At 39.8% G+C, this 25,003-nt stretch carries 20 protein-coding genes, 1 other RNA gene and 2 other annotated features; of the genes, 2 read left to right on the plus strand and 19 right to left on the minus strand.

Translation table 11 applies throughout. The features are described 5' to 3' along the window. The 5 genes from MHH88_RS15100 to hisS all read right to left on the minus strand — a co-directional run bounded on the left by MHH88_RS15100 (position 1) and on the right by hisS (position 5,928). Complete coding sequence (locus tag MHH88_RS15100; protein WP_339259082.1) at positions 1-723, minus strand: GntR family transcriptional regulator; 723 nt, start codon at positions 721-723, stop codon at positions 1-3. A 26-nt stretch (positions 724-749) separates the two neighbouring features. Continuing rightward, the gene (nagA, locus tag MHH88_RS15105; RefSeq protein ID WP_339259083.1) at positions 750-1,910 is read right to left on the minus strand and encodes an N-acetylglucosamine-6-phosphate deacetylase; all 1,161 of its coding nucleotides are present in this window, start codon (positions 1,908-1,910) and stop codon (positions 750-752) included. Between the two features lie 626 nt (positions 1,911-2,536). After that, positions 2,537-2,739, minus strand: a non-coding RNA gene (gene ssrS / locus MHH88_RS15110) — 6S RNA. Positions 2,740-2,867: 128 nt separating this feature from the next. Then, positions 2,868-4,637: an aspartate--tRNA ligase gene (gene aspS, locus MHH88_RS15115; protein ID WP_339259084.1), complete on the minus strand. Its 1,770-nt coding sequence runs from the start codon at positions 4,635-4,637 to the stop codon at positions 2,868-2,870. Positions 4,638-4,665: 28 nt separating this feature from the next. Continuing rightward, positions 4,666-5,928, minus strand: coding sequence for a histidine--tRNA ligase (gene hisS, locus MHH88_RS15120; protein ID WP_024363146.1), 1,263 nt, complete (start codon positions 5,926-5,928; stop codon positions 4,666-4,668). A 125-nt stretch (positions 5,929-6,053) separates the two neighbouring features. Beyond that, positions 6,054-6,296 (minus strand) — a binding site (T-box leader). 163 nt (positions 6,297-6,459) lie between these two features. Between hisS and MHH88_RS15125 the strand changes: the two genes are divergently transcribed. After that, a complete protein-coding gene (locus tag MHH88_RS15125; RefSeq protein WP_339259085.1) occupies positions 6,460-8,040 on the plus strand; it encodes an N-acetylmuramoyl-L-alanine amidase in 1,581 nt (526 codons plus the stop codon). Between the two features lie 58 nt (positions 8,041-8,098). Here the strand turns inward: MHH88_RS15125 and MHH88_RS15130 are convergent, their stop codons facing one another. The 6 genes from MHH88_RS15130 to MHH88_RS15155 all read right to left on the minus strand — a co-directional run bounded on the left by MHH88_RS15130 (position 8,099) and on the right by MHH88_RS15155 (position 14,760). Then, complete coding sequence (locus MHH88_RS15130) at positions 8,099-8,299, minus strand: DUF2642 domain-containing protein (protein ID WP_339259087.1); 201 nt, start codon at positions 8,297-8,299, stop codon at positions 8,099-8,101. 79 nt (positions 8,300-8,378) lie between these two features. Next, a complete protein-coding gene (gene dtd / locus MHH88_RS15135) occupies positions 8,379-8,819 on the minus strand; it encodes a D-aminoacyl-tRNA deacylase (RefSeq protein ID WP_339259089.1) in 441 nt (146 codons plus the stop codon). Between the two features lie 65 nt (positions 8,820-8,884). Beyond that, a complete protein-coding gene (locus MHH88_RS15140; protein WP_024363150.1) occupies positions 8,885-11,080 on the minus strand; it encodes a bifunctional (p)ppGpp synthetase/guanosine-3',5'-bis(diphosphate) 3'-pyrophosphohydrolase in 2,196 nt (731 codons plus the stop codon). A 206-nt stretch (positions 11,081-11,286) separates the two neighbouring features. Continuing rightward, entirely contained in the window at positions 11,287-12,201 is a 915-nt protein-coding gene (locus tag MHH88_RS15145) for a pseudouridine-5'-phosphate glycosidase (RefSeq protein WP_069513333.1), read from the minus strand. Between the two features lie 4 nt (positions 12,202-12,205). Beyond that, complete coding sequence (locus tag MHH88_RS15150; RefSeq protein ID WP_339259093.1) at positions 12,206-13,327, minus strand: carbohydrate kinase; 1,122 nt, start codon at positions 13,325-13,327, stop codon at positions 12,206-12,208. Positions 13,328-13,491: 164 nt separating this feature from the next. Further along, positions 13,492-14,760, minus strand: coding sequence for an MFS transporter (locus MHH88_RS15155; RefSeq protein WP_339259095.1), 1,269 nt, complete (start codon positions 14,758-14,760; stop codon positions 13,492-13,494). 171 nt (positions 14,761-14,931) lie between these two features. Between MHH88_RS15155 and MHH88_RS15160 the strand changes: the two genes are divergently transcribed. Beyond that, entirely contained in the window at positions 14,932-15,390 is a 459-nt protein-coding gene (locus MHH88_RS15160; RefSeq protein ID WP_339259097.1) for a MarR family transcriptional regulator, read from the plus strand. 109 nt (positions 15,391-15,499) lie between these two features. Here the strand turns inward: MHH88_RS15160 and MHH88_RS15165 are convergent, their stop codons facing one another. The 8 genes from MHH88_RS15165 to MHH88_RS15200 all read right to left on the minus strand — a co-directional run bounded on the left by MHH88_RS15165 (position 15,500) and on the right by MHH88_RS15200 (position 24,319). Further along, on the minus strand, positions 15,500-16,012 hold the full coding sequence (locus tag MHH88_RS15165) for an adenine phosphoribosyltransferase (RefSeq protein ID WP_024363155.1): 513 nt from the start codon (positions 16,010-16,012) through the stop codon (positions 15,500-15,502). A 14-nt stretch (positions 16,013-16,026) separates the two neighbouring features. Beyond that, the gene (gene recJ, locus MHH88_RS15170; RefSeq protein WP_339259100.1) at positions 16,027-18,366 is read right to left on the minus strand and encodes a single-stranded-DNA-specific exonuclease RecJ; all 2,340 of its coding nucleotides are present in this window, start codon (positions 18,364-18,366) and stop codon (positions 16,027-16,029) included. 159 nt (positions 18,367-18,525) lie between these two features. Continuing rightward, complete coding sequence (gene trpA / locus MHH88_RS15175) at positions 18,526-19,320, minus strand: tryptophan synthase subunit alpha (RefSeq protein WP_339259102.1); 795 nt, start codon at positions 19,318-19,320, stop codon at positions 18,526-18,528. After that, on the minus strand, positions 19,317-20,525 hold the full coding sequence (gene trpB / locus MHH88_RS15180; RefSeq protein WP_339259104.1) for a tryptophan synthase subunit beta: 1,209 nt from the start codon (positions 20,523-20,525) through the stop codon (positions 19,317-19,319). Before trpB ends, trpA begins: the two co-directional genes overlap by 4 nt. Beyond that, positions 20,525-21,139, minus strand: a complete 615-nt coding sequence (locus MHH88_RS15185) for a phosphoribosylanthranilate isomerase (protein WP_339259106.1) — start codon at positions 21,137-21,139, stop codon at positions 20,525-20,527. The genes trpB and MHH88_RS15185 overlap by 1 nt, the downstream gene beginning before the upstream one ends. Further along, positions 21,136-21,927 carry an indole-3-glycerol phosphate synthase TrpC gene (gene trpC / locus MHH88_RS15190; protein ID WP_339259108.1) on the minus strand — a complete coding sequence of 264 codons (792 nt, stop codon included), beginning with the start codon at positions 21,925-21,927 and terminating at the stop codon, positions 21,136-21,138. Before trpC ends, MHH88_RS15185 begins: the two co-directional genes overlap by 4 nt. Continuing rightward, on the minus strand, positions 21,924-22,955 hold the full coding sequence (trpD, locus tag MHH88_RS15195) for an anthranilate phosphoribosyltransferase (protein ID WP_339263090.1): 1,032 nt from the start codon (positions 22,953-22,955) through the stop codon (positions 21,924-21,926). Before trpD ends, trpC begins: the two co-directional genes overlap by 4 nt. Further along, a complete protein-coding gene (locus MHH88_RS15200; protein ID WP_339259110.1) occupies positions 22,955-24,319 on the minus strand; it encodes a chorismate-binding protein in 1,365 nt (454 codons plus the stop codon). The genes trpD and MHH88_RS15200 overlap by 1 nt, the downstream gene beginning before the upstream one ends. 101 nt (positions 24,320-24,420) lie before the next feature. Then, positions 24,421-24,738 (minus strand) — a binding site (T-box leader). Between the last annotated feature and the right edge of the window lie 265 nt (positions 24,739-25,003).

Consider the following 25,003-nt stretch of genomic DNA (forward strand, 5'->3'; position numbering starts at 1 on the left):
TCACCTTTTAATTTCGCTTATAAATTTGTATCGATCTGCACGATAAGTACTTCGTACAAGTTCAAATGGCACACCGTCAGCTAAATAACTTGTTCGTTTAATAATTAACACTGGTGCTGTACTATTAATTTGCAAATATTTACTGTCCTCCTTCGCCACAATAGCTGCCTCCATTTGTTGAATAGCATTGCCAATTTTCTGATGAAATTTTGCTTCTATCAGTGCATACAATGAGCCCATAATTTTTTTCTCATCTAATTCAGGATAAACTTTCACTGGAATATACGTTCTTTCTATTGCCATCGGTTTAGAATCGGCATTTCGTATTCGTGCGACAAAAAATACTTCCTCCCCAGGTTCTAACAACAAGTCACCGGCTATGTCTAGAGGTGGCACAATTTTTTCAAAGCGCAAAACTTTACTGCTCGGTTCCATTCCTCTTGCACGCATATCTTCTGTAAAGCTTGTTAATCCCTTTAATGGTTGTTCCAATTTCGGATTGGCTACATACGTACCTCTTCCTTTTTCACGATAGAGCAATCCACTGTTTACTAAATTGGTAATAGATTGACGGACAGTCATCCTACTCACATCAAATTGCACTGATAGCTCTCGTTCTGATGGAATATTTTCTCCTATTTTGTATTCCTCTAAATAAATTCTTTGCTTTAATATTTCCTCTATTTGTATATAGATTGGTATATGAGAATTTTTATCTAACAAGCTTGGCACCTTCCTAACGCGTTTTACTATGATTTCTCAAATACAACTTTCCCCCGACAAATAGTTTTTTCTACATTTAGCTGTTGATCTAACAAAATCACATCCGCATCAAAGCCTGCTGCGATACGACCTTTCGAACGTAGCTGTAATTGCTGTGCAGCATTTGCAGAAGACATGGCAACAAGTTCTGACAGTGAACAGTTTGTGACCGCTTTCATATTTTTCACTGCTTGTTCCATCGTTAAAATACTACCAGCTAATGCGCCATTGGGTAAATGCGCTCCGCTTGCTGTAACATGGACCGTTTGACCACCTAAATCATAATTGCCATATTGCAATCCTTTCGCACGCATTGCATCCGTAATTAAGATAATTCCCGCTGCCCCCTTTAGTCGGTAAGCAAGTTGTATGGACATAGGATGACAATGGACAAAATCCGCGATGATTTCAACTTTCACTGCATTTTCAAGAAGTACACCACCGACTACTCCTGGATTGCGATGATGGAATGGTCTCATTTGATTGTATAAATGCGTTGCCTGTCTCACACCAACTGCCACTGCTCTATCGACCTCTTCAAACGTTGCATCTGAATGGCCAATTGAAACAATTACGCCTTGTTTATGTAGCGCTTTGATAAACGCTATACCTCCCTCCAGCTCTGGAGCGACAGTGATTTGTTTAATACGGTTGTGACTCAATTGTTGCCAATAAGCAAATTGCTCGATTGATGGTAAAATCATATAGTCCACTGGTTGGGCACCTGCTCGCTTTGGTGACACATAGGGTCCTTCAACGTGCACACCTAACAATGTGGCTTCATCTTCATCATTTTCAAATTGTGCTATCGTCTTTAATGCTTGCTCAATGGTATCTGTTGCCTGTGTCATGGTCGTAGCAAGAAAGCCTGTGACACCTTCTTGTACTAAGGATCGGGACATTTGATGTAATGCTTGCTCGGTGGCATCCATCACATCACTTCCGGCAGAACCATGAATATGCATATCAATATAACCAGGGAATAGCAGCCAGTCTTTTCCCTTACCATCAATATATTGCTCTGCCTGATCGAATAATTCATTGCCTACTTTCATAATCCGACCATCCGCAATGAAAACATCACCTTTGAACGGCAAGTCGGTATCGTTGACGATCGTGACATTGGAAATTAATAATCTGTGGCTCAATTCAACACCTCCACTGCCTTTGCTTTTAACAACTTGGCTGTGCAAGAAAAAGACATCTATTTGCATTATGGTCTAGTTGTCTATACCAATTATAGTGTGTTCATTTGAAAATAAAAAGTAATTTTTACAATTTTTCTTATTTTTCTTTCAATTTAACAAAAAAGTCCTGACTTAAAATAAGCTAATCCCAATAGAAAAAGGGGCTGGGACAAAAGAGAAAAAGTGTTAGATTGACTGCCATCAATCTAACACTTTTTTGCTGCGCCGTTGTTGTCCGCTTCGGCGGCGCTTTCCGCTCAGCACAGTAAGCCGCAACCCTCGCTAACGCGCGGAATGCCAGCGTCTTACGGTGTGTGCGTTCTGAGCAGGAGTCACCGCCTTCGCTACCAACAACTAGTGAACACTTTTATTTTTTTGCAAATAGCCAAGTTCCCATAATAGCAAAAATTTACGAACACCTTTCCTCTGTTCTTTAAATTTTTTTAGTTATGTCCCAGCCTCATTTTTCTGTAAGCGTTGCTATCCGCTTCCATTAACGAATGCTCTTTTAAATTTTATATCTGTAAAAGAAAGACTAGCAAAATTTACGACTTTGCCCTATCTACATTCTAGCACTCTATGTATGGACGAATCCCGATAGTGCCGTAATGCCAATGAAACATTCGTTTTGAACCCGCAATTTGCAGGTGGGTGCCCTCTTCATAGCTTTAAACGTCCCTCTCCGTATGGGGCTTGTTTGCCACTACAAAATTAGATGGCTCCCGACGATATAGTGTTCGGTCAAAACTGTTAAATAGAGTTAGCAGTTAGACAAACACATCAGGATTCGTATTACAGTTATCATAACACCATATTTCAGATAATTCAAACGATTTCTAGCGATAATTTCGAAATAAACAAAAAATACCTAGATTCCCAACATTTATTGTTAGAGAATCTAGGTATTCTGTATTGTTTTTATCTTTTAAAAGATTTAATCGCGAGACTTAATTCGCTTAATTGATCAGGAGATACTTCGCTTGGCGCATCCGTTAATAAGCAACTTGCGCTTGCTGTTTTCGGGAATGCAATTGTATCACGTAAATTCGTACGTCCTGCAAGTAGCATAACGAAACGGTCAAGACCAAATGCAAGACCAGCATGAGGAGGAACACCGTATTCAAATGCTTCTAATAAGAAGCCGAATTGCGCTTTTGCTTCCTCTTCTGTGAAACCGAGTAGTTTAAACATTTTTTCTTGTAAATCACGCTCATAAATACGTAGTGAACCACCGCCAAGCTCATAACCGTTTAACACGATATCGTAAGCTTGTGCACGCACTGCAGCAGGATTTGTGTCCATTAATTCGATATCTTCGTCAAATGGACGTGTGAATGGATGATGCGCTGCATAGTAGCGACCATCTTCTTCAGAGTACTCGAACAACGGCCAGTCCGTAATCCATAAGAAGGCATATTGAGATTCATCGATTAAGCCTAAATCTTGACCTAATTTTGTACGAAGAGCACCTAGAGATGCTGCTACTATAGGAGCTTTGTCAGCTACGAATACTAAAATATCACCAATTTCAGCACCCATGCGCTCCATTAAAGCCGCTGCTAACGCTTCATCGAAGAATTTTGCGATAGGTCCATTTAAACCTTCTTCTGTTACTTTCAACCAAGCAAGACCTTTTGCCCCGTAAATACCAACGAATTTTGTAAGTTCGTCCATATCTTTACGTGAATATTTATCAGCCGCACCTTTGATGTTAATACTTTTCACTTGCTTGCCTTGCGCTACTGTATCAGCAAACACCTTGAAATCACAGCCATCAAAAATATCATTTAATGCTACTAGCTCTAAACCGAAGCGAACATCTGGTTTATCTGAGCCATAACGATCCATCGCTTCTTGGTATTTCATACGTTGGAACGGTGCTGGAATGTCGATGCCTTTTACATCTTTCATAACAGCTTGAATTAATCGTTCATTCATTTCCAAAATTTCTTCTTGTGTTAAGAAGCTTGTTTCAATGTCCACTTGAGTAAATTCAGGTTGACGGTCAGCACGTAAATCTTCGTCACGGAAACAACGAGCGATTTGGAAATACTTCTCAAAACCTGCTACCATTAATAACTGTTTAAATAGTTGCGGAGATTGCGGTAAGGCATAAAACTCTCCCTCATGTACACGTGATGGTACTAGGTAGTCACGGGCACCTTCTGGCGTTGATTTTGTTAAAATTGGCGTTTCTACTTCTAAGAAACCTTCATTTTGTAAAAAGTTACGAATTGTCCGTGTTACGTCTGAACGCATTTTGAACGTATCAAACATCACTGGACGACGTAAATCTAGATAACGATATTTTAATCGTAAGTCTTCTGAAACGTCTGTGCGATCTTCAATTTGGAACGGCGGCGTCTTTGCTGTATTAATTACAATTAAGCTTGTCGCTTCAACCTCGATTTTTCCGTTTGGCACATTCGGGTTGATTTGATCTTCTGCACGAAGAATAACTTTCCCTTCAACTTCGATTACGTATTCGCTACGCACTTTATCAGCTAAAGCATGTGCTTCTGCTACATCAGGGCTAAATACAACTTGTGTAATACCTGTACGGTCACGTAGGTCGATAAAAATTAGACCACCTAAATCGCGACGGCGTTGCACCCAACCTTTTAATACAACGTGTTCGCCTTGTAACGTTTCAGAAAGTTCGTTACTAGCATGAGTTCTTTTTGCCATTTTGTATTTCCTCCAACATCTATTTCATTTATTTAAGTAAGTAGTTCACTAATTCTGAGAAAGCGACTTTTTGTTGCTCCCCAGTTGCCATATGTTTGACTGTCGCTGCTTGTTCTTCCATTTCTGTTTCACCTAAGACGATTGTATATTGAGCACCTAATCGGTCTGCAGATTTCATTTGGGCTTTCATTTTACGATCTAGGTAATCCATGTCGGTTGCAATGCCTTTTGCACGGAATGAACTTGTTAGCTCTACCGCCTTTAGCTTTGCTTCAGCACCCATGGCAATCATGTAAACATCTAACGCTGATTCTGTATCTAACTCCACTGCTTCAGCTTCAAGCGCTAATAATAAACGCTCAATACTTAACGCAAAGCCTATACCTGGTACATTAGGACCACCAATTTCCTCTACTAATCCATTGTAACGACCACCACCACAAAGTGTTGTGATAGCACCAAAGCCATCAGCAGTAGACATAATTTCAAATGTAGTATGGTTATAGTAGTCAAGACCACGTACTAAGTTTGGATCTACTTCATACGTAATACCAAGCGTATCTAAATACGATTTAACTTGAGCGAAATATGCCGCTGAATCGTCTGTTAAAAAATCTGTTAATGCAGGTGCAGAAGCCATTAATGGATGCTCACGGTCTACTTTACAATCTAAAATACGTAACGGATTTTTTTGCAAACGATTTTGGCAATCTGCACAAAATTCGTGAATATGTGGCTCGAAATGGTTAATCAACGCTGTCCGATGGGCATCACGTGTTTCTTTATCCCCAAGAGAGTTGATCACTAATTTTAAATCCTTTAAGCCTGTTGATTCATAAATGTCCATAGCTAGTGCAATGACTTCAGCATCAATAGCAGGATCCGCTGAGCCAATTGCTTCAACGCCGAATTGCACGAATTGACGGTAACGACCAGCCTGTTGGCGTTCATAACGGAACATTGGTCCAATATAAGATAGCTTGACAGGCTGATCAGGTGCCCCAAACATTTTATGTTCTACATAGGCACGTACAACGCCAGCTGTATTTTCAGGGCGCAATGTTAATGAACGACCCCCGCGGTCTTCAAATGTATACATTTCCTTTTGGACAACATCCGTTGTTTCACCAACACCGCGTGCAAATAAATCTGTTTGTTCAAAAATCGGCGTACGAATTTCGTTATATCGATAGACACGACATATATCACGAATAATCGATTCAACCTTTTGCCATTTTTCTGATTGACCTGGCAATATGTCTTGTGTTCCTCGTGGCACTTTAAAAGTCATGAAAATACCTCCTTTTCAATTGCTTATGAGCTAGCCTTCGTATGTAAAATACGAACATACTGTAGATAGACCGACCTTGTTCAAAAGAAATCCAACAAAAAAAGCCCTCGTCACCTTGCATAATTGCAAGGGACGAGAGCTGTATATGCTTCCGCGGTTCCACCCTAGTTGACGCATAACGTATATTGCGTCCTCCTCATAATCGGGTAACGGCCGATTCCGTTTTTTCCTACTAAGTATTCCTTTTCAGAAAAAAGCCTCTCAAGTGTTATTCGCCTTATACATTTTTGTAGGAAAGATTGCAGCCTAAGTCTTTCCCTCTCTTTTCCAATAGAGGTATATGCTACTTGCTTGGTCATAAGCGGTTAATCATTTTTTGATTACCCTTTATGTTAGTCACAACATAAGGTAATGTCAACTGTTTTCTTGTTTTTCATCATACAGTTGTTAAAAAAACGATTTCTGTTACCTTTTTCCCTCGAATTTTAGCATAAAAGCATGGTAAAATAGCACAAGGAAAGGAGGGGTTCGATGACGACAAAACTTATACATAAAACTATTATCTTTGTCTTATTATTAGCATTTATGATACCACATATCAGCGACAAAGAACTAGCACTGGCCGATACAAGTGATTTAAAAGTTACTGGAACCATACTTCATTTACGCGAAGGACCTGGGCTGTCTTACCCCATTATTACCACATTAGAAGAAGGCGATTCGTTAACATCTATCGGTCGCGAGGGAGACTGGATTCAAGTAAAAACAGGCGATTTCGAAGGATGGGTAGCTTCATGGCTAACAGCATCCATAAATGAGCAACAAACAATAGATAAAACTGTTATTTCCCAAGTTGATCGTCTAAATATCCGTACGGAACCAGATATTGCGTCTCCTGTTCTTGGACAACTGTCAACAGGTAATCAAGCCACATTAATAACAGAAAATGGTGAATGGGCAAAGATCAATTGGAATGGGCTAATTGGTTGGGTATCTTCAGACTATGTGACGATTAATGAAAAAGCGGAAAAAACAACTACTGAACCAGTAGTTGAAGTATCTACAACAACCGAATCGAAAGGGACTACTTTTACGATTTTAGTCGATACGTTAAATGTCCGAAAAAAAGCCGATTTAACATCCAAAATTCTAGGGACTGTTTCCAAAGGACAATCTTATAAGGTGCTTGCTCAAGAGCACAATTGGGTGCAAATTCAATATAGTAACAAAAAAGCTGGTTGGGTATATAGTTTCTATGGGACATTTTCAAATGCGGTGAAAACGACTTCGAAAACAGCAACATCATCTTCATCATCAACACTTGAATCTGTCACAATTATTTATAATGGCACCAACTTACGCACAGATGCGACAACCACTGCGGAAGTTGTGCAACGTGTAGATGCAGGTGAAACTTTTCCCATTGTAGGGGCTAAAGATGATTTTTACGAAATTCAATTAGAAGATAAAACCGCTTTCGTTGCCAATTGGGTTGTGACTACTTCTCAAAATAATGCAGCAACAAAAACAACTACCAAAACAAAGTCTGAGCCACGAAAAAAGGGCACTTTAAACGGACTAACAATTGTCGTAGATCCAGGGCACGGTGGAAATGACCATGGAACGACTGGACAACGCGGGACGGATGAAAAGGACATTACATTGAAAACGGCATCTCTGCTTGCTTCCAAGTTAAGTGCAGCAGGTGCAAATGTTGTCATGACACGTGAATCAGATGAATATGTAGCACTTCGTAAACGGGTGTCCATTGCCCACCAGCATGATGCGGACGCTTTTATCAGTATTCACTATGATGCAACTGACAATAGCTCAATTTCTGGCTTTACCTCCTATTATTTAAACAACAATCAAAAAGGGCTTGCTGAAGCCATACACAATGGATTAGCTAGTAAAGTTAATTTGAAAGATCGTGGTACACAACAAGGGAATTATTTAGTACTACGTGAAAATCGACAAAAGGCAGTGCTGATCGAGCTCGGTTTTTTAAGTAATGCCAATGAAGAAAGAGTTATTACAACAGCTAAATTCCGAGAACAAGCCTCACTTGGCATCTATCAAGGCATTTTAGATTATTTTGATGCACACGAATAAAAAAGAACCTTCATTTTCTATATGCTTAAGAAAATGAAGGTTTTTATATGTGATTTATTTATGTTATCGCCAATGTGACCCATACAATTTCCTCCATGCGAATAAAGAAAGGTGTACGATTAATTTCGATAACGATATGGTCTGGTAATATGGAGGTCAAATGACCTTGTTGAATATTCTTCTTCGTTTGAACAACGATCATTTGGCCAATCATCATTTTCAGTGTTTCATATAAATAAGGATTCGACACTCTTCCCATTTGCGTCATCGAAATTGCACTTCCTTCCCGCATTTAGCCATTCTTTTTAGTATATGAAGGAATGATAGGAAATGTAACTCTATTTTGACTCCAGTAGAATTGTGACAGGTCCATCATTTGTCAATGCAACATCCATCATCGCACCGAAAATCCCTGTTTCAACCTGTAGGCCATACCCTCGTAATGCATCATTGAATGTCTCCCACAATGGAGCAGCCATTTCTGGTCTTGCTGCACTTGTAAAGCTTGGACGATTACCTTTTTTCGTATCTCCATACAATGTAAATTGGGAAACCGATAGGATTGCGCCTCCATGCTCTAAAATAGAATGATTCATTTTTCCTTCACTATCTTCCCACAAGCGTAGATTAGCGATTTTTTTTGCTAGATAGGCCACGTCTTCTGTTGTATCTTCATGTGTAATGCCTACAAGAAGCACATAGCCACTATCAATAGCACCTGTTACTTCTCCTTGTACGGTAACAGATGCAGCCTTACTCCGCTGTAAAACTACTTTCATAATGTTAAACCCCTCAATCTATCAAAATCTACACTATTCTTTTCTCTTGTTATTTGCTGTAGTTATTAGTTAATTACACGTTGCACTGAATATATATCAGGTGTTTGTTTTATACGTTCAACAACCTTATGCAGATGGGAAATATTCGAAATTGAAATCGTTAGGTGAATAGTGGCAATTTTATCACGGTCAGCACGGCCACTCACAGCTAAAATGTTCGTTTTCGTCTCGCTTACGATTTGCATAATTTCATTTAAAATACCAGGTCTATCAAAGGCAGATACCTCGATATCGACAGGATACTCTTTTTTCTCAGGTGTAAGCCCGTTCTCCCATTCAACTTCGATAATACGTTCCTGCTCATCCTCAATTTGAATATTTGGACAATCTGCACGGTGTACGGAAACACCTCGTCCTTTCGTAATAAAACCGACAATGTCATCACCTGGCACTGGTGTACAGCAACGAGACAATCGAATGAGCATATTGTCAATTCCTTTTACAATAACGCCAGACTCTGTGCGTTTTTGTGGAATAGGATTTTTCATTTTTTGCTCAATTTTTTCAAGTGCTTCTTCTTGTTCACGCTCTTTACGACGTTTTTCGGCTAAACGATTAACAACTTGTTGCGCTGTAATACCATTTACACCAACTGCGGCATATAAATCTTCTTCATTCGTGTAATTAAATTTATCGCAGACACGTTTTAAGTTTTCCGCTGACATTGTTTCTTTCATGTCGAAATCTTGCGCGCGAATTTCTTTTTCAATCATCTCTTTCCCTTTGATGATATTTTCTTCACGAAGATGACGCTTGAAAAATTGCTTGATTTTATTTTTTGCTTGGGATGATTGCGCAATTTTTAGCCAGTCACGACTTGGACCGAAAGATTGCTTTGATGTTAATATTTCAATAATATCACCCGTTTTTAATGGTGTATCGAGCGGCACCATCTTGCCATTAATTTTTGCACCGATTGTACGATTACCGACTTCTGAATGCACACGGTATGCAAAATCGATAGGTACAGAACCAGCTGGCAATTCTATTACATCCCCTTCCGGTGTAAACACGTACACCATATCAGAGAATAAATCGAATTTTAAAGATTCCATGAACTCTTCGGCATTTGAAGACTCGTTTTGGAATTCTAATATTTCTCTAAACCACGTTAATTTTTGATCGACATTTTGTTTTTCAATATCAATCTTTTTACCTTCTTTATAAGCCCAGTGAGCAGCGATCCCGTATTCAGCAATTTTATGCATTTCTTTTGTACGGATTTGTACTTCTAGAGGATCTCCGTATGGACCAATGACCGTTGTATGCAACGATTGATACAAGTTTTGCTTTGGCATTGCAATATAATCTTTAAAACGCCCAGGCATCGGCTTCCATAATGTATGCACAATACCTAACACTGCATAGCAATCTTTTATGCTATCAACTAAAACGCGAATGGCTAACAAATCATAAATTTCGTTAAATTGCTTTTTTTGGAGCACCATTTTACGATAGATGCTGTATATATGTTTCGGACGACCATAAATATCCGCATCAATTTCGACTTCAGAAAGCTGGGATTTCATTTCTCCCATAACATTGTCTAAATAAGCCTCACGTTCATCGCGCTTCTTCTTCATGAGACTGACAATACGGTAATATTGCTGTGGATTTAAATAACGTAGTGCAGTATCCTCCAGCTCCCATTTTACTGTCGAAATTCCTAGACGATGTGCAAGGGGAGCAAAAATTTCAAGCGTTTCTTTCGAAATACGGCGTTGTTTTTCAGCAGGTAAATGCTTTAAGGTACGCATATTGTGCAAACGATCCGCAAGCTTAATTAAGATAACGCGAATATCCTGTGCCATAGCGACAAACATTTTACGGTGATTTTCCGCCTGCTGTGCTTCTTTCGATAAATATTTTATTTTCCCTAGCTTCGTCACACCATCAACGAGCATTGCTACTTCCTCGCCAAATTCACGGACTAGGTCATCACGTGTAAATTCCGTATCTTCGACAACATCGTGTAAAAAGCCTGCTGCCACAGTTTCTGGATCCATTTGTAATTCAGCTAAAATACCGGCAACTTGCACTGGGTGAATAATATACGGTTCACCAGAGCTACGGAATTGCTCAATATGCGCATCTCTTGCCAATTCATATGCTTTTTTCACGAATGCGACATTTTCCTCATTCATGTAGGATTTGACTAACTCAAAAACGTCCTCAGGAGTCAAAATTTGCTCTTTCGCCATAACATGTCCACCTTGCTCGTCAAATTTTTCAGATTAGATATAAACTTAATTGTATAAAAAATAGAGGTCGATTGTAAAGGGACTGTGTCATATAGTTTAGATAATATCGTGAACAAGTTTCATAAATGGAAAAAATATTCATTATTATAAATAAAAAGACCCTTTGCTAGGCTGATTTGCTTCGCAAAGAGTCTTTCATTTACTTGTTAGTTTGCTTTGTTGTAAGCCACTGCAATTTTCGCACCAACTACTGCATTGTTTTTCACTAATGCGATATTAGCATCAAGGCTCTTACCTTCTGTTAACTCTTTTACTTTACCAAGTAAGAATGGTGTTACGTTTTTACCTTGGATACCATTTTCTTCAGCTTCTTGTAAAGCCTTTTCAATAATGCTTGTGATGAATTCATGCTCTAGTGCATCGACTTCAGGGATAGGGTTTGCAATAACTGCGCCGCCTTGTAAGCCTAAATCCCACTTAGCACGCAACATTGCTGCAACTTCTTCTGGTGTATCTAGTTTAAAGTTGACATCAAATCCACTTTGGCGAGTGTAGAATGCTGGAAGCTCAGACGTGCCATATCCAACTACTGGTACACCTTTTGTTTCAAGATATTCTAATGTTAAACCGATATCTAAGATAGATTTCGCACCTGCACAAATAACAGCTACATTTGTTTGTGCTAATTCTTCTAAGTCTGCTGAAATATCCATTGTTGTTTCAGCACCACGGTGTACACCACCAATACCACCTGTAACGAAAATATCAATGCCTGCAAGCTCAGCGCAAATCATTGTTGCAGCAACTGTTGTCGCACCTAATTTTTTCGTAGCCAATAAATAGCCTAAGTCGCGACGAGAAGTTTTTGCAACACCTTGTGCATTCCCAAACATTTCAAGTTCTTCGTCAGATAAACCGATTTTAATTTTCCCATCAATAAGCGCGATTGTTGCAGGCACCGCACCGTTATCACGAATAATTTGCTCTACTTCACGTGCTGTTTGTACGTTTTGAGGATATGGCATACCATGTGAAATGATTGTTGACTCTAATGCAACAATGGGTAGCCCTTTTGCTTGTCCAGCTTTTACTTCTTCTGATAATACGATGAATTCTTTCATGATGTTATTCCTCCATTTCACTTTTCAACAATTCTTCTGATAGTTCAGGTCTTACTGTATATGGGGATGCCAATGTATTTTTAGCATTCGTTAAGCCTGCGTCTATGCAAACTTCAAACGATTGCCCCCTTAACCAACTATGAATGACAGCACTTACAAAAGCGTCACCCGCGCCCGTTACATCTTCAATTTTCTTTATTGCTTTCGCAGCAAAATGACGTGGTGGACTAGTGGTAGAGGCAGCATAGACCCCTTTGCTACCAGCCGTAATAATGACATGCTCTGCTCCTAATTGTAGAAGCTTTTGAATCGCTTGGTCATAGTTTGCCTCGTTATTGATTGTATGACCAACAATCGTTTCTGCTTCGTCCGTATTACATATAAACCACGTAACACCTTGCAATGTATCCGGTAGTCGATTCATTTTAGGAGAAGATACCGGAACGATAACAAATGGAATAGCGCGCGCAATCGCGACTTGTTGGATATACACCACTGTTTCTTTCGGGCAATTTAAATCCATAATAAAGCAGCCAGCATTCATAAGCATTGCCTCGTATTTCTTTAACAAACTCGGCAACAATAAATCATAAACTTCCATGTTCGCCACAGCTAATGCAAGCTCACCTTGCTCGTCCATAATCGCAGTATAAGAACCAGTTGAAGCATCTGGTAACTGCTCGACATAGCGCAAATTCATAAATGACTCTGATGCTTCTTGGATTACTTGCCAATCCGCATCTTTACCTGCTGTCGTTAATAACGTCACCTGATGATTAAGTCGGCCTAAATTTTCTGCAATATTGCGCCCAACCCCACCTACACTGAATGAGGAACTAGCAGGATTCGAAGTACCTAATTGGACAGTTCCTTTTACATGAAATTTGCGATCGAGATTCGCGCCACCGATACAAATAATTTCATTTTCCTCAGGTAAAATATAAGCACGACCGACAATTTTCCCTTGCTTCGTTAAGCTCGACACTAAGTTCGCAAGTACTGGACGGGACAGATTCATCTTATCTGCCATCTCTTGCTGAGACATAAACGGATTTTTGCGAATTAAAGCCAGTACCGCTTGTTCTCTTTCATTCATAGCATCACCTTTTATTATATTTGTTTGCATTATAAACTTTTGTTTGAGCGAAGTCAAAACATTTCATTCGATTTGTTTAACACTCCCCACTTCTATATTTTCCCTTCAAATGAAATGCAAATATTTTCAATAAAAAATAGCACACTAGATGAATTTTCTAGCGTACTATTGTTTGTTCCATATTGTTTATACTATTATGCTGAATCACTATTATGCATGCCATTCGGTACTTGCTTTTTCACAATGATGACAAACAAGCTAGCTAAAACGCAAAAAACGCCAGCCAAGAAAAATGCCCAAGTATAAGAATTAAAAAGTTTATAGATAAGACCTCCCCCATATGCTGCTACTGCTGCACCTGCCTGATGGGAGGCGAATATCCAGCCATAAATAATCCCGCTTTTTTGGGTACCAAAAATTTGCCTTGAAATACTAACAGTTGGCGGTACAGTTGCTATCCAATCTAGTCCATAAAACACAGTAAACATGATGAGCAATGGTAAAGAACCTTGTACTAATGCATACGGTAGTAAAACTAAGGAAGCACCCCTTAAAAGATAATACCAAAATAATAACCAACGATTATCGAAACGATCCGATAACCAACCTGATAGTGTTGTTCCTACTAGGTTAAAAATCCCCATGAAGGATAGAAAAGATGCTGCTGTTACTAATGGAATACCGAAACTAATACAATACGATACAAAATGTGTACCTATTAAGCCACTAGTCGATAATCCACAAATAAAAAAGCTACCAGCCAAAAGCCAAAATGCTTTCACTTTCACAGCCGCAAATAAACCATTAAAGGCAATGACGATTGGATTTTTCTTATTTTCTACTACTTCTTCCAATCGTTCTTCGTCAAGACCGTATGCAAGAAGCCCCACATCCATCGGTTTATTTTTCATAAACAATAAAATAATTATTAACATGATCGAACTTAACACAATGATTAATGTAATTGCCCAACGCCATGAGTAATTTTCGATCATCATCGCTAAAACTGGAAGCAGTACTAACTGGCCTGTTGCAGTACTAGCTGTTAGTATTCCTAATGCAAGCCCTCTTCTTTTCTCAAACCAATGATTCGCTACAAATGGACTTAATACGGTTAAAAAGAGACTAGCTCCTAAACCAATAATAAAGCCCCAAATAATTATTAATTGCCATGCTTGCTGCATCAACAATGTGAGAGAGATGCCTATAACTAATATTACCATCGCAGCTACCATCATTTTTTTTAATCCAATAACTTCAAGTAGTGCTGCCATAAATGGACCTGAAATGCCATATAAAAAAAGACTTATGGCAAATGCCATTGCGATGATTGAGCGATCCCAGCCAAACTCCTGTTCAAACGGACCAATAAAAACACCGGATGAAGATAAAGTGATACCCGCTACAATAATGGAGAAAAAAGTAATCGTTAAAACAAACCAGCTGTAATGAATACGTTTCATAAGGCCACCTACATTCTCGGATAATGGAACACTTTAAGGATATTTTCATATAAAATAAAAATACATGTATATACATACATAATAATAACATGTTATTTTCGATGTCAAGAAATTTTTTCCATTTAAGTGATATAATATAAACAATTAAAAAACATAAAAGGAGAGCTTATGATGGAGAAAGTACACACAGACATTGACTATACGCAAATTTGCGTATGTGCAAATCTTAGAAAGAAGACTAGAATTGTTACGCAGCTATACGATAAAATTCTTGAACCTACTAATTTAAAAGTTACGCAATACGCTATGTTAGCCAATATAGCAAAGCATAAAGCCGTTTCAGTTAGTCAACTAGGCATTATTCTTTCACTTGATCAGACGACGATCACCCGCAATGTCAATCTTTTAAAAAAAAGTGGCTATGTTGCTATTACCCAAGATTCACAAGATGGCCGAACAAAAATTATTTCTTTAACGGCTAAAGGAATTGAAAAACTAAATGAAGCAGCACCTATTTGGAAAGAATTACAGGAAAAAATCATTCATGATATTGGATTCGAACAATATATAAATTTTTATGACACGCTTCAAAAAATACAAAAAATAGTGAAATCCTATGAAAAAAGGTAGACCCTAAATTGTGTTCAAATAAATTGTTTGGGTGCCTAATTGTTTGGGTGCCTGACACCAAAAAAGACACTAAAAAAGCTGCCCCACTTTGGGACAGCCTTTTTGTTTATTAATATTGAATTAAAGTTTTTACGCTTAAATCGCCAAGTTTTGCACGGCCATTTAGTTCTTTTAGCTCGATTAGGAATGCACAGCCAACAACTTCTCCACCTAATTGTTGAATTAAGCGTACTGTTGCCTCCACTGTACCACCAGTAGCTAGTAAATCATCACAGATAAGTACTTTCTGACCTGGTTTGATGGCATCTTTATGCATTGTTAAAGTATCTTTACCATACTCTAAACCGTAATCTGCACTAATGACTTCACGTGGCAATTTTCCTGGTTTACGAACTGGCGCAAAGCCAATTTCCAGCGCATAGGCAACTGGGCAACCGATAATGAAACCACGTGCTTCAGGACCTACAATAATTTCTGCCCCTACTTCCTTGGCATAAGCTACGATTTGATCTGTTGCATATTTGTAAGCTGGACCGTTATCCATAATTGTTGTAATATCTTTGAAACTAATGCCTTCTTTCGGCCAGTTCTCAACCGTTGTCACGTACTGCTTTAAATCCATAGTTCTTGCTCCTCCTACGAAACTGTATTCGCATATAAATTTAATCGTTCATCAAACCATTGCTTTAACTCTATATATGGCGCATAGACAAGTTTTTGCTCTATTTCAATCTGTTCAGAACGTTGTTTGTAAGACGGTGCCTCCGTTAATGCCGTTTTCGGTGCATTCATGTTGACAGTCGTCAGTCCACTCTCCATTTTAACAAAATTAAGCTCAAAAAACACCTGTGTCATAAATTTTAATGCTTCTAAAGGCCAACCAGTATGTTTCGCTAAATCCGGTAAATGCATATCTAGTGGAAATGCTGGACGTTGCTTTAAAAATTTATAGTACCACGCAAACTGCTCACGTGTAGGTATGCCATTAAAGTACTGGGAATCTGGCATATAGAAATGGGCATAAATACGTGTAGGTGCTGTTTTGCTTAACACATTTTCTAATAATTGAACATTGTGTGGTAAATCCAGCAATACAATGTAATCTGTTTGTTCCACATTGGATAGCTCTACATCCACTAATTCAATTGGCACACCAAGCAATGATTGATAATAGCTGATTGTCTCAAGACGAAACGCAAAAAAGACTGCTTCCTCTTTTGGTACCGTGTGTAACCATCGAGATGTTTGACGAATACCACGAATATCAAATAATTGCCACTCTGTCGTTTGAACATCTTCAATCATAAACTGTGGCTTTTTGCGTCCTTGCCATTCATTAATTTGAAGATCGCCAGTAAACGACACTTTAATGCCGTAAGTCAGCTCATGGTACAAATGACCTTTGTTAAATCCTACACTATCCAATTTTTCAAGACCGTCAGTTAATTCCATTTTAATGTGATTTTCTGCTGCGCCAATTTTTCGCATCGTTGCAATTTCTACATCTTCAAGCACGTACACTGGCTTTGGAAAATCAGTGCCAAATGGACCGAGCGTGGCAATTTCTTCAATAGCATCTGCGGAAATCTCATCAATTTTAAGTGGTATATCAATAGCAAGAACTGGCGTTAATTGCTCTTCGGTTAAACATGCTCTTGCTTGCGCATCTAAACGTGTGCGCAGTTCATCCACATGTTCTAACGGTAACGTCATCCCCGCTGCCATCGGATGTCCGCCAAAATGCGGTAAAATATCTCTATTTTTCGCCAATTCATTGTATAAATGGAAGCCTTCGATACTACGGGCAGACCCTTTTGCTGTCCCTTTCTCAAAATCTAGTGACAGTACAATTGTTGGACGATAATAAAGTTCAACAAGTCTGGATGCGACAATTCCTACAACACCAGCATTCCAGCCTTCTCCCGCAACAACTAACACAAGAGAATCACCAATTTTTTTATCTGCTTCGATAAGAGCAATCGCTTCATCGGTAATACTTTTCACAATATCTTTGCGCTCTGTATTACATCCATTTAGCTGTTTGGCTAATGCTGTCGCCTTTGCTGTATCCTCTGCCATAAGCAACTCAACAGCTGGCGATGCTTCACCTAGACGCCCAACTGCATTTAAGCGCGGTCCAAAGTAAAAGCCAATTGTTTCTTCATTAATCGTGGCTTGCTCAGCACTTGCCACTTCACACATCGCCTGTATCCAAGGACTAAGGGAACGACGCATTTCCTCCATGCCCCGTTTGACAAGGTAACGATTTTCGTCCACTAAAGGAACTAAATCTGCAACCGTACCAATTGCTACAAATTCAAATAAATGGGTTGGCAGCTCGCCATAAAGGGCATGCGCTAATTTAAACGCCACGCCTACACCTGCCAGCTCACCAAACGGATAATGTCCTTCAGGTACACGCGGATGTAAAATGATATCTGCCTGTGGTAACTCCTCCCCTGGCTCATGGTGATCTGTGACAATCACATCCATTCCAAGTTCTTTGGCCACTCGGATTGGCTCAATCCCAGAGATACCATTATCGACTGTTAGTATTAATTGAACTCCCTCTTCATGGGCTTCACGAAATAATGCTTCACTCGGACCATAGCCATGTAAAAAGCGATTCGGTATTTTAAAGGACACATCTGCGCCAAGGTCTAGTAAGACATGGAGCATTACTGTCGTACTTGTTACACCATCCGCGTCATAATCTCCGTACACTAATATTTTCTCGTTATTTTCAAGCGCTTGTTGAATACGCGCTACCGCTTCTGCCATACCATGCATTAAAAATGGGTCGTGAATATTTGCTTCTGTCATATTTAATAAGCTTTCTGCATCGGCTGATGTTGTACAGCCTCGTGCTGCTAAAATTTTCGCTGCAATAGCAGAAAGTTGTAAGTCATTTTGTAATGTTTGGACAAGTTGGGCATCTGGACGCTCGACCTGCCATCTTTTTTTCGATAAAATCATTTTTCTCACTTCCTCACGAAAGCTATTATACCGAAAATCAAGCATATACGCACTATTCACTAGCTTACTAGTTTTATCCTCATGGCATCCATAAAAAAAGCCTACTCTAAATAAGAGTAGACTCGGTGCCAGGCACGCAAACAATTCTCGCACAATTTGCTATAAAGGCGTTGACGTCTCAATCGTTCCTTTTGAGGCAGCGACTAATGCTTCGACCTTTGCAACGTTGCCTTTATGCAAAGCCTCTACTATTGTACTCCCTACGATGACACCGTCCCCAAGTGCCCCCATGCTCACAACTTGTTGTGGTGTTGAAATACCAAAGCCCGCTAATACTGGTATTTGACACATCTCTCGCAAACGTTGAAAATGACCTTCTAAATCATCCGCAAAACTTGCACGTGCTCCTGTAATGCCGTTCACCGTTACAGCATAGACAAAGCCTTGACTAGCCGCTGCAATACGAGCAATTCGCTCTGGTGGACTTGTTAATGATACAAGCTGCACAATATCCACACCATGTGGATTTAACGTTTGACGCAGTATCGCACTTTCTTCAAGTGGTACGTCAGGGACGATTAATCCTTTGACACCCCCTGCCACACAAGCACTAGCAAATTGCTCTAAGCCATAAGCTAAAACAGGGTTAAAATAAGTCATCACGACTAATGGCACTGTAATTTCATGACGGAATGATGCCAGTGTCTCTAGAACATTGCGCAATGTTACACCTTCTGCTAATGCGCGCTCACCAGCCATCTCAATAGTAGGACCGTCTGCAACTGGGTCGGTAAAAGGAATTCCGACCTCAATCGCTGTTACCCCCATTTTTTGTAGCGACAAGATTGTCGGCTTTACTGTACTAAGTCCTCCATCGCCCGCCATAATATAGGGCACAAAAGCTTTATTCCCTGCATTTTTTACTTGTTCAATTGCCTGTTGTAAAGTTGTCATGATTGCTCACCTCCAAGTACTGCACGTACCGTATGGACATCCTTATCCCCGCGACCCGATAAACAAACAACAATAATATCATCTGCATCCATTTCTTGCGCAAGCTTTGCAGTATAGGCAATGGCGTGGGCACTTTCTAATGCAGGTAATATTCCTTCCGTCCGACTTAGTAATTGTAAACCTTCGAGCGCCTCAGTATCTGTTATCGAATCAAACTTCGCTCGACCAATATCATGCAAATAACAATGTTCAGGCCCCTTACCAGGATAATCAAGCCCAGCCGAAATGGAATGAGCCTCCTGCACAAAACCATTGTCATCTTGCAGTAAATACATATACGCTCCGTGCAGAACACCTAACTGCCCACCTGCAATAGCTGCTGCATGCTTTCCAGTGTCAATACCACTGCCAGCTGCTTCTACACCATATAATGCGACCGCTTCATCATCTACAAATGGATGGAACATACCAATCGCATTGCTACCACCGCCGATACATGCGACTACCGCATCAGGTAAACGCCCTTCTTTTTCCAGTATTTGTGATCTAGTCTCCACACCAATGATACGTTGGAAATCACGTACAATTTTTGGGAATGGATGTGGACCTAAAGCGGAACCTAAAATATAATGTGTATCTTCAACATTCGTCACCCAGTAACGTAGTGCAGCATTGACAGCATCTTTTAATGTTTTTGACCCCGTCTCTACAGACTCGACCTTTGTGCCAAGTAACTCCATACGGAAAACATTTAATTGCTGTCGTTTAATATCTTCTGCACCCATAAATACTACACATTCCAAGTTTAATAAAGCACAAGCAGTCGCTGTCGCTACACCATGTTGCCCTGCACCTGTTTCCGCGACGATTTTCTTTTTTCCCATACGCTTAGCAAGAAGTGCTTGGCCAATCGCATTATTAATCTTATGTGCGCCTGTATGGTTTAAATCTTCGCGTTTTAAATAAATTTTGGCACCGCCAAGCTCATTTGTTAAATTTTCAGCAAAGTACAGTGGTGTCTCACGTCCTACATATTCCTTTAAATAATAAGCTAACTCGTTCGTAAATGCCTGATCTGCCATCGCTTCATCAAACGCCGCTTCTAATTCAATTAATGCTGTCATTAAAGTTTCCGGGACATACTGCCCACCAAATTTTCCGTAGCGTCCTTCCTTTGTTGGTACGCTATTTGCCAATGAATGCATTATACTCTCCCCCTCTTTACTGCTTGTAGAAATGCTGTTATTTTTGCTGTATCCTTACTACCCTCTGTTTCCACACCACTTGAAACATCTACCATAAAAGGTGATACGAGTGACAGTGCCTCTTGAATATTGTCTAATTTTAACCCACCAGCTAAAATTAGCTTATGTTGTGGAATACCAGCAGCTTCAAGTAATGTCCAATCAAACGTATGTCCACTACCACCTTTATAATCTGTGCCTGGTGCATCAAATAAGTAATAATCCACATCGTAGTTAGTAGCCGCCTGCACATCCTCTGCACAACGGACAGACAAAGCCTTAATTGATGGATAGCCTTGTTGAATAATAAACTCAGGAGATTCCTCACCATGATACTGGACATAATCCAATGGCACACTTAATACTGCCGAACGTAATTCTTCAGGCGTTGGATTGACAAAGACACCAATTTTCTTTATTCCATCGGGTACATGTTTGGCCAATTGTTGCGCTTGTTCAATGGTTACTTGACGTTTGCTTGGCGCAAAGACAAAACCGATGGCGTCTGCACCTGCCTGCACTGCGGCTTGCACATGTTGGACTTCTTTCAAACCACAAATTTTCACTTTCGTCATAGTAATGCACCTGCTTTATTTACTTGTAATTGTTGAAGTGCTACACCTGCATCGCCACTACGCATTAATGACTCTCCTACAAGAACAGCACTTGCCCCCATCGCTGCAACCTTTTTGGCATCATCACTATGCCAAATACCGCTTTCGCTAATAAGCACACGTTGCTCCCCAAATGGAAAAGCCTCTGCAATTTCCTTTGTTCGCTCTAAATCGACTTCAAATGTACGCAAATCTCGGTTATTAACCCCTATTAGTTTTGCCCCAACAGCGAGTGCTCGTTCAAGCTCTTCAATATCGTGCACTTCGACTAATACTTCAAGACCTAAACTTGTCGCGAAACGATATAAATCTTGTAACATTGCATCGTCAAGTGCTGCAGCAATAAGTAAAATGATTGATGCTCCAGCAGCCTTCGCAAAGCGAATTTGCACACAGTCAATCATAAAGTCTTTACATAGAAGTGGCGTTTGAACCGCCTTCGCAACGGCTGCTAAATCTTCAAACGAACCTTGAAAAAACGTTTTATCTGTTAAAACCGAAATGGCGGCTGCACCAGCTTGTGCATAAATTTTTGCCTGTTTTACTGGATTAGCTCCCTCTGCAATAAGACCTTTGGATGGAGATGCACGCTTCATTTCGGCAATGACTTGTAAAGTATCAGCAGACTTTAACGTTGCAAAAAGAGCGTCACGTTTTATCTCGTTGAAATTGGCTAATGGATCTGGCTGTGTAAGCAATGTATCTACTTCTATTTTCTTCTGTTCAATTATTTTAGTTAATATATTCATAGCCCAATCTCCACTTCTTTTATTTTTTCACTAAAGGCTACAACTGCCTCTAATTTCTGCAATGCACGGCCGCTGAAAATACTATCTTTTGCCATTTCAACACCTTCGTGAACGGTTTGTGCTGTTCCTTGGCTGAACAAACCTATTGCGGCATTTAACAATACCGTATCGAAATAGGCACTTTGTTCACCAGCGAGTAATTTACGCATAATAGTTGCATTTTCATCAGCATTGCCACCGCGTATCGCTTCTAGAGGTGCATAGTGTAGCCCGACATCTTCTGCTGTTAAAGCAAATGGAATTAAGTCACCTTTATCTACTAAGATGGCTGTATTTTGACCGGCAAGTGATGCTTCATCTAACCCTTTCGGACCAGAAACGACAATCGCCCGCTCCCGTCCTAACATTTGTAAAACAGAAGCATATTCCATTACAAAGTTGGGACGATTAATGCCCGTAAATTGCGTTGCTAATGGGACAGGATTTGTTAGCGGACCAACAAGATTAAAAATAGTGGGCTTTCCTAAGGCACGTCGTACTTCCCCAATGCGTTTCAATTTCGGATGGACATTTGGAGCATATAAAAAGGCAATTCCTTCTGTTTCTAAAAGTGTCAGTGTTTGTTCAATGGAAATATTCGTATGAATACCTAAAGCCTCTAACACATCTGCACTACCTGATGCAGAAGAAATTTTGCGGTTCCCGTGCTTCGCCATTTTAACGCCTGCTCCTGCCAAGACAAAGGCTGATGCGGTACTAATATTAAATGTATTTAAGCCGTCTCCGCCTGTACCACAGTTATCCATATAAACCCCAGCTGCTGCTGGTACTTGGAGTGCAAACGAACGCATTACAGTGGCTAATGCTGCAACTTCATGTGCCGTTTCACCCTTTGCAGATAAGTCTATTAAAAATTTGGCGATAGCTTCTTTTGGCGTTTCCTGTTGGAACATCCATTGTGCAGCTTCAATCATTTCTTCATACATTAAATGCTGTCGTTGCTGTACCTTTCTTTGTATGCTGTCCATCATTTAGCCTCACTTTCATTTTCTAAATGTTGTAAAAACAACTGTTGTTCTGCTGTTACTTGTGTCAGTACACTGCCGACATTGGCATATTTAGTTACCATAACAGTGGATTGTGTATGCAGCCTTTCGTTTTCCACTACAATGGATTTGCCTGTTAATGAAAAATCTAAATGCCCATTAAAACCTATAAAGCCAATAGCTCCACCAAAAACATCTGCTGTTTGGGCTGTTTTTTCTTTTATTTGCCCCTCTGGGATATTAATTGATGTAAATGTTGGCATCATAGCAGCCAATACATCTACTGCATGAAGCATCGGTAACCGCTGCCCCTCCAGACGTGATGTCATATGCATTGCTTGCTTTGACCGCTCAATTTTCATCGTTTCAACTAGCTTGATAGAATCAGGGAAACAGACAGTGGCTAGTTTTTGTTGTATAGCCGTAACAAGACTTGCATGTGATTTCCTTACCTCAATATTTTCATATAGCTGACGTTCATTATCTAAATCTTCTACGTTTGTTGCACCTCGTGCACAAGAGCCTTCCGTTGGCGTCGCAATGACGTGTTCACCTTGTACTCGAACTAAACTTTCAGGTGATGTTCCCATCACAATATGATCATCGAAAGTGACAAAATACATATACGGCGCAGGCGTTTTTTTACGTAATTGGCGATAGAGCGCAAATGCATCTCCTTGAAAATTAGCAATAAAGCGTTTGGACAGGACAACACGTGTATGCTCTTCGCTTAACGTCTTAGTTAACGATGTCACAGTGGATTCAAGTTCTTGATCTGATAGCGTTGTTAACCCATCATAACTCCATGTAGTATCCTCCTCTTCATTGCCCGTTAACAACTGTTGAGCTAGCTCCTCTAAATTTGGCTCTTTTTTTTCAGCATCAATGTTCGTATGAATGCAAGTCACCTCATCCGTTAGATGGTCAAAAACAATAATGGTTTCATAGACATGGAAATAAACATCTGGTAGTTCTAACATGCCTTGATGATTTAAAACGATGTTTGTTGCATTACTACCAATATAACCAATGGCACCACCTGAAAAGGGAAATTCGGTTGTATTAGAAATACGTGGCATCAAGCGCTTCAACAGTACAAAAAGATCACCTTTATGTGTATACGTTTTTCCTGTTTTATAGGAATATTCCTCTATCTCATCGCCCACGCCTTTATAGGTTTTTCGTGGATTAGCGCCGATAAAAGAATACCGGCCTGCGCCTTCATGCTGTGCTGAACTCTCCAGTAAAAATTTATGGGTGCCTTGCAAGCGTCTAAAAATTAAGATTGGTGTTAATGAATCCCCATTGATTGTTTTCATCTTTGTTCTTGAACTGGTTGTTTGCATATCGACAAAACCCCTTTATTAAATTAAATTTGCATATACGAGTTGGGAAAAGCATCAAAACAAAACAAAAAAGCCCTCTGCAAAAAGGAAAATTCCTAATTACAGAGGACGATCATGACCGCGTTGCCACCTCATATTAGAGCGAAAAAGCTCTCACTTATGTGCTTCAACCATTTACCTATCGTAAAATAAATCAATCGCTGTGGTTCCAGGCGAAGGATTTACAGGCATGCGCCTAATCAACAGTTGTGTAAAACAACCGTCAGAATGGAAGCACCCCCGATAACGTGGGGAATCCGTTTGCTATTATACATAGCAACTCTCATAAGTCCATTCACATAAGCTACAAATCAGTTTACACCGGCCACTGACTCTCTACATTGCACACTTATGCTACTACTCTTATTCAACAATTTCTCAGCTATTCTCCTCTATGCTCTGCTCATCTGTTCTAAGGTCGATCCCGCTCCCGAGACCTTCTACCATATACCGAACGAAAAGTTAGCCTTATTCTATGCCAACCTACAATAATTGTCAACCAATTCTGATAAAAAGATTAAAAAGCAGCTTATTTCTATTTGTATTTGTTAGTGAATTATAAGCACTATCCTTCAAATTTTTTAAGACTTATTGATTTGTGTTTCTGCACTGCTTGCTTCCTTTGGGCACTCCTCCGTTGCGTTT

The organism is Lysinibacillus sp. FSL K6-3209 (assembly GCF_037976175.1).
GTDB lineage: Bacteria > Bacillota > Bacilli > Bacillales_A > Planococcaceae > Lysinibacillus > Lysinibacillus sphaericus_D.

Excerpts from the sequence above, each read along its gene's own strand:
- MHH88_RS15140 (WP_024363150.1), bottom strand. The coding sequence starts at position 11,080 with ATGGCGAAAGAGCAAATTTTGACTCCTGAGGACGTTTTTGAGTTAGTC.
- trpB (WP_339259104.1), bottom strand. The coding sequence starts at position 20,525 with ATGCATTCATTGGCAAATAGCGTACCAACAAAGGAAGGACGCTACGGA.
- MHH88_RS15130 (WP_339259087.1), bottom strand. The coding sequence starts at position 8,299 with ATGGGAAGAGTGTCGAATCCTTATTTATATGAAACACTGAAAATGATG.
- MHH88_RS15125 (WP_339259085.1), top strand. The coding sequence starts at position 6,460 with ATGACGACAAAACTTATACATAAAACTATTATCTTTGTCTTATTATTA.
- MHH88_RS15155 (WP_339259095.1), bottom strand. The coding sequence starts at position 14,760 with ATGAAACGTATTCATTACAGCTGGTTTGTTTTAACGATTACTTTTTTC.
- trpC (WP_339259108.1), bottom strand. The coding sequence starts at position 21,927 with ATGAATATATTAACTAAAATAATTGAACAGAAGAAAATAGAAGTAGAT.
- recJ (WP_339259100.1), bottom strand. The coding sequence starts at position 18,366 with ATGATTTTATCGAAAAAAAGATGGCAGGTCGAGCGTCCAGATGCCCAA.
- MHH88_RS15165 (WP_024363155.1), bottom strand. The coding sequence starts at position 16,012 with ATGGATTTAAAGCAGTACGTGACAACGGTTGAGAACTGGCCGAAAGAA.
- MHH88_RS15150 (WP_339259093.1), bottom strand. The coding sequence starts at position 13,327 with ATGCAAACAAATATAATAAAAGGTGATGCTATGAATGAAAGAGAACAA.
- trpA (WP_339259102.1), bottom strand. The coding sequence starts at position 19,320 with ATGACAACTTTACAACAGGCAATTGAACAAGTAAAAAATGCAGGGAAT.
- trpD (WP_339263090.1), bottom strand. The coding sequence starts at position 22,955 with ATGGACAGCATACAAAGAAAGGTACAGCAACGACAGCATTTAATGTAT.
- MHH88_RS15145 (WP_069513333.1), bottom strand. The coding sequence starts at position 12,201 with ATGAAAGAATTCATCGTATTATCAGAAGAAGTAAAAGCTGGACAAGCA.
- MHH88_RS15185 (WP_339259106.1), bottom strand. The coding sequence starts at position 21,139 with ATGACGAAAGTGAAAATTTGTGGTTTGAAAGAAGTCCAACATGTGCAA.
- aspS (WP_339259084.1), bottom strand. The coding sequence starts at position 4,637 with ATGGCAAAAAGAACTCATGCTAGTAACGAACTTTCTGAAACGTTACAA.
- MHH88_RS15160 (WP_339259097.1), top strand. The coding sequence starts at position 14,932 with ATGGAGAAAGTACACACAGACATTGACTATACGCAAATTTGCGTATGT.
- MHH88_RS15200 (WP_339259110.1), bottom strand. The coding sequence starts at position 24,319 with ATGCAAACAACCAGTTCAAGAACAAAGATGAAAACAATCAATGGGGAT.
- dtd (WP_339259089.1), bottom strand. The coding sequence starts at position 8,819 with ATGAAAGTAGTTTTACAGCGGAGTAAGGCTGCATCTGTTACCGTACAA.
- hisS (WP_024363146.1), bottom strand. The coding sequence starts at position 5,928 with ATGACTTTTAAAGTGCCACGAGGAACACAAGACATATTGCCAGGTCAA.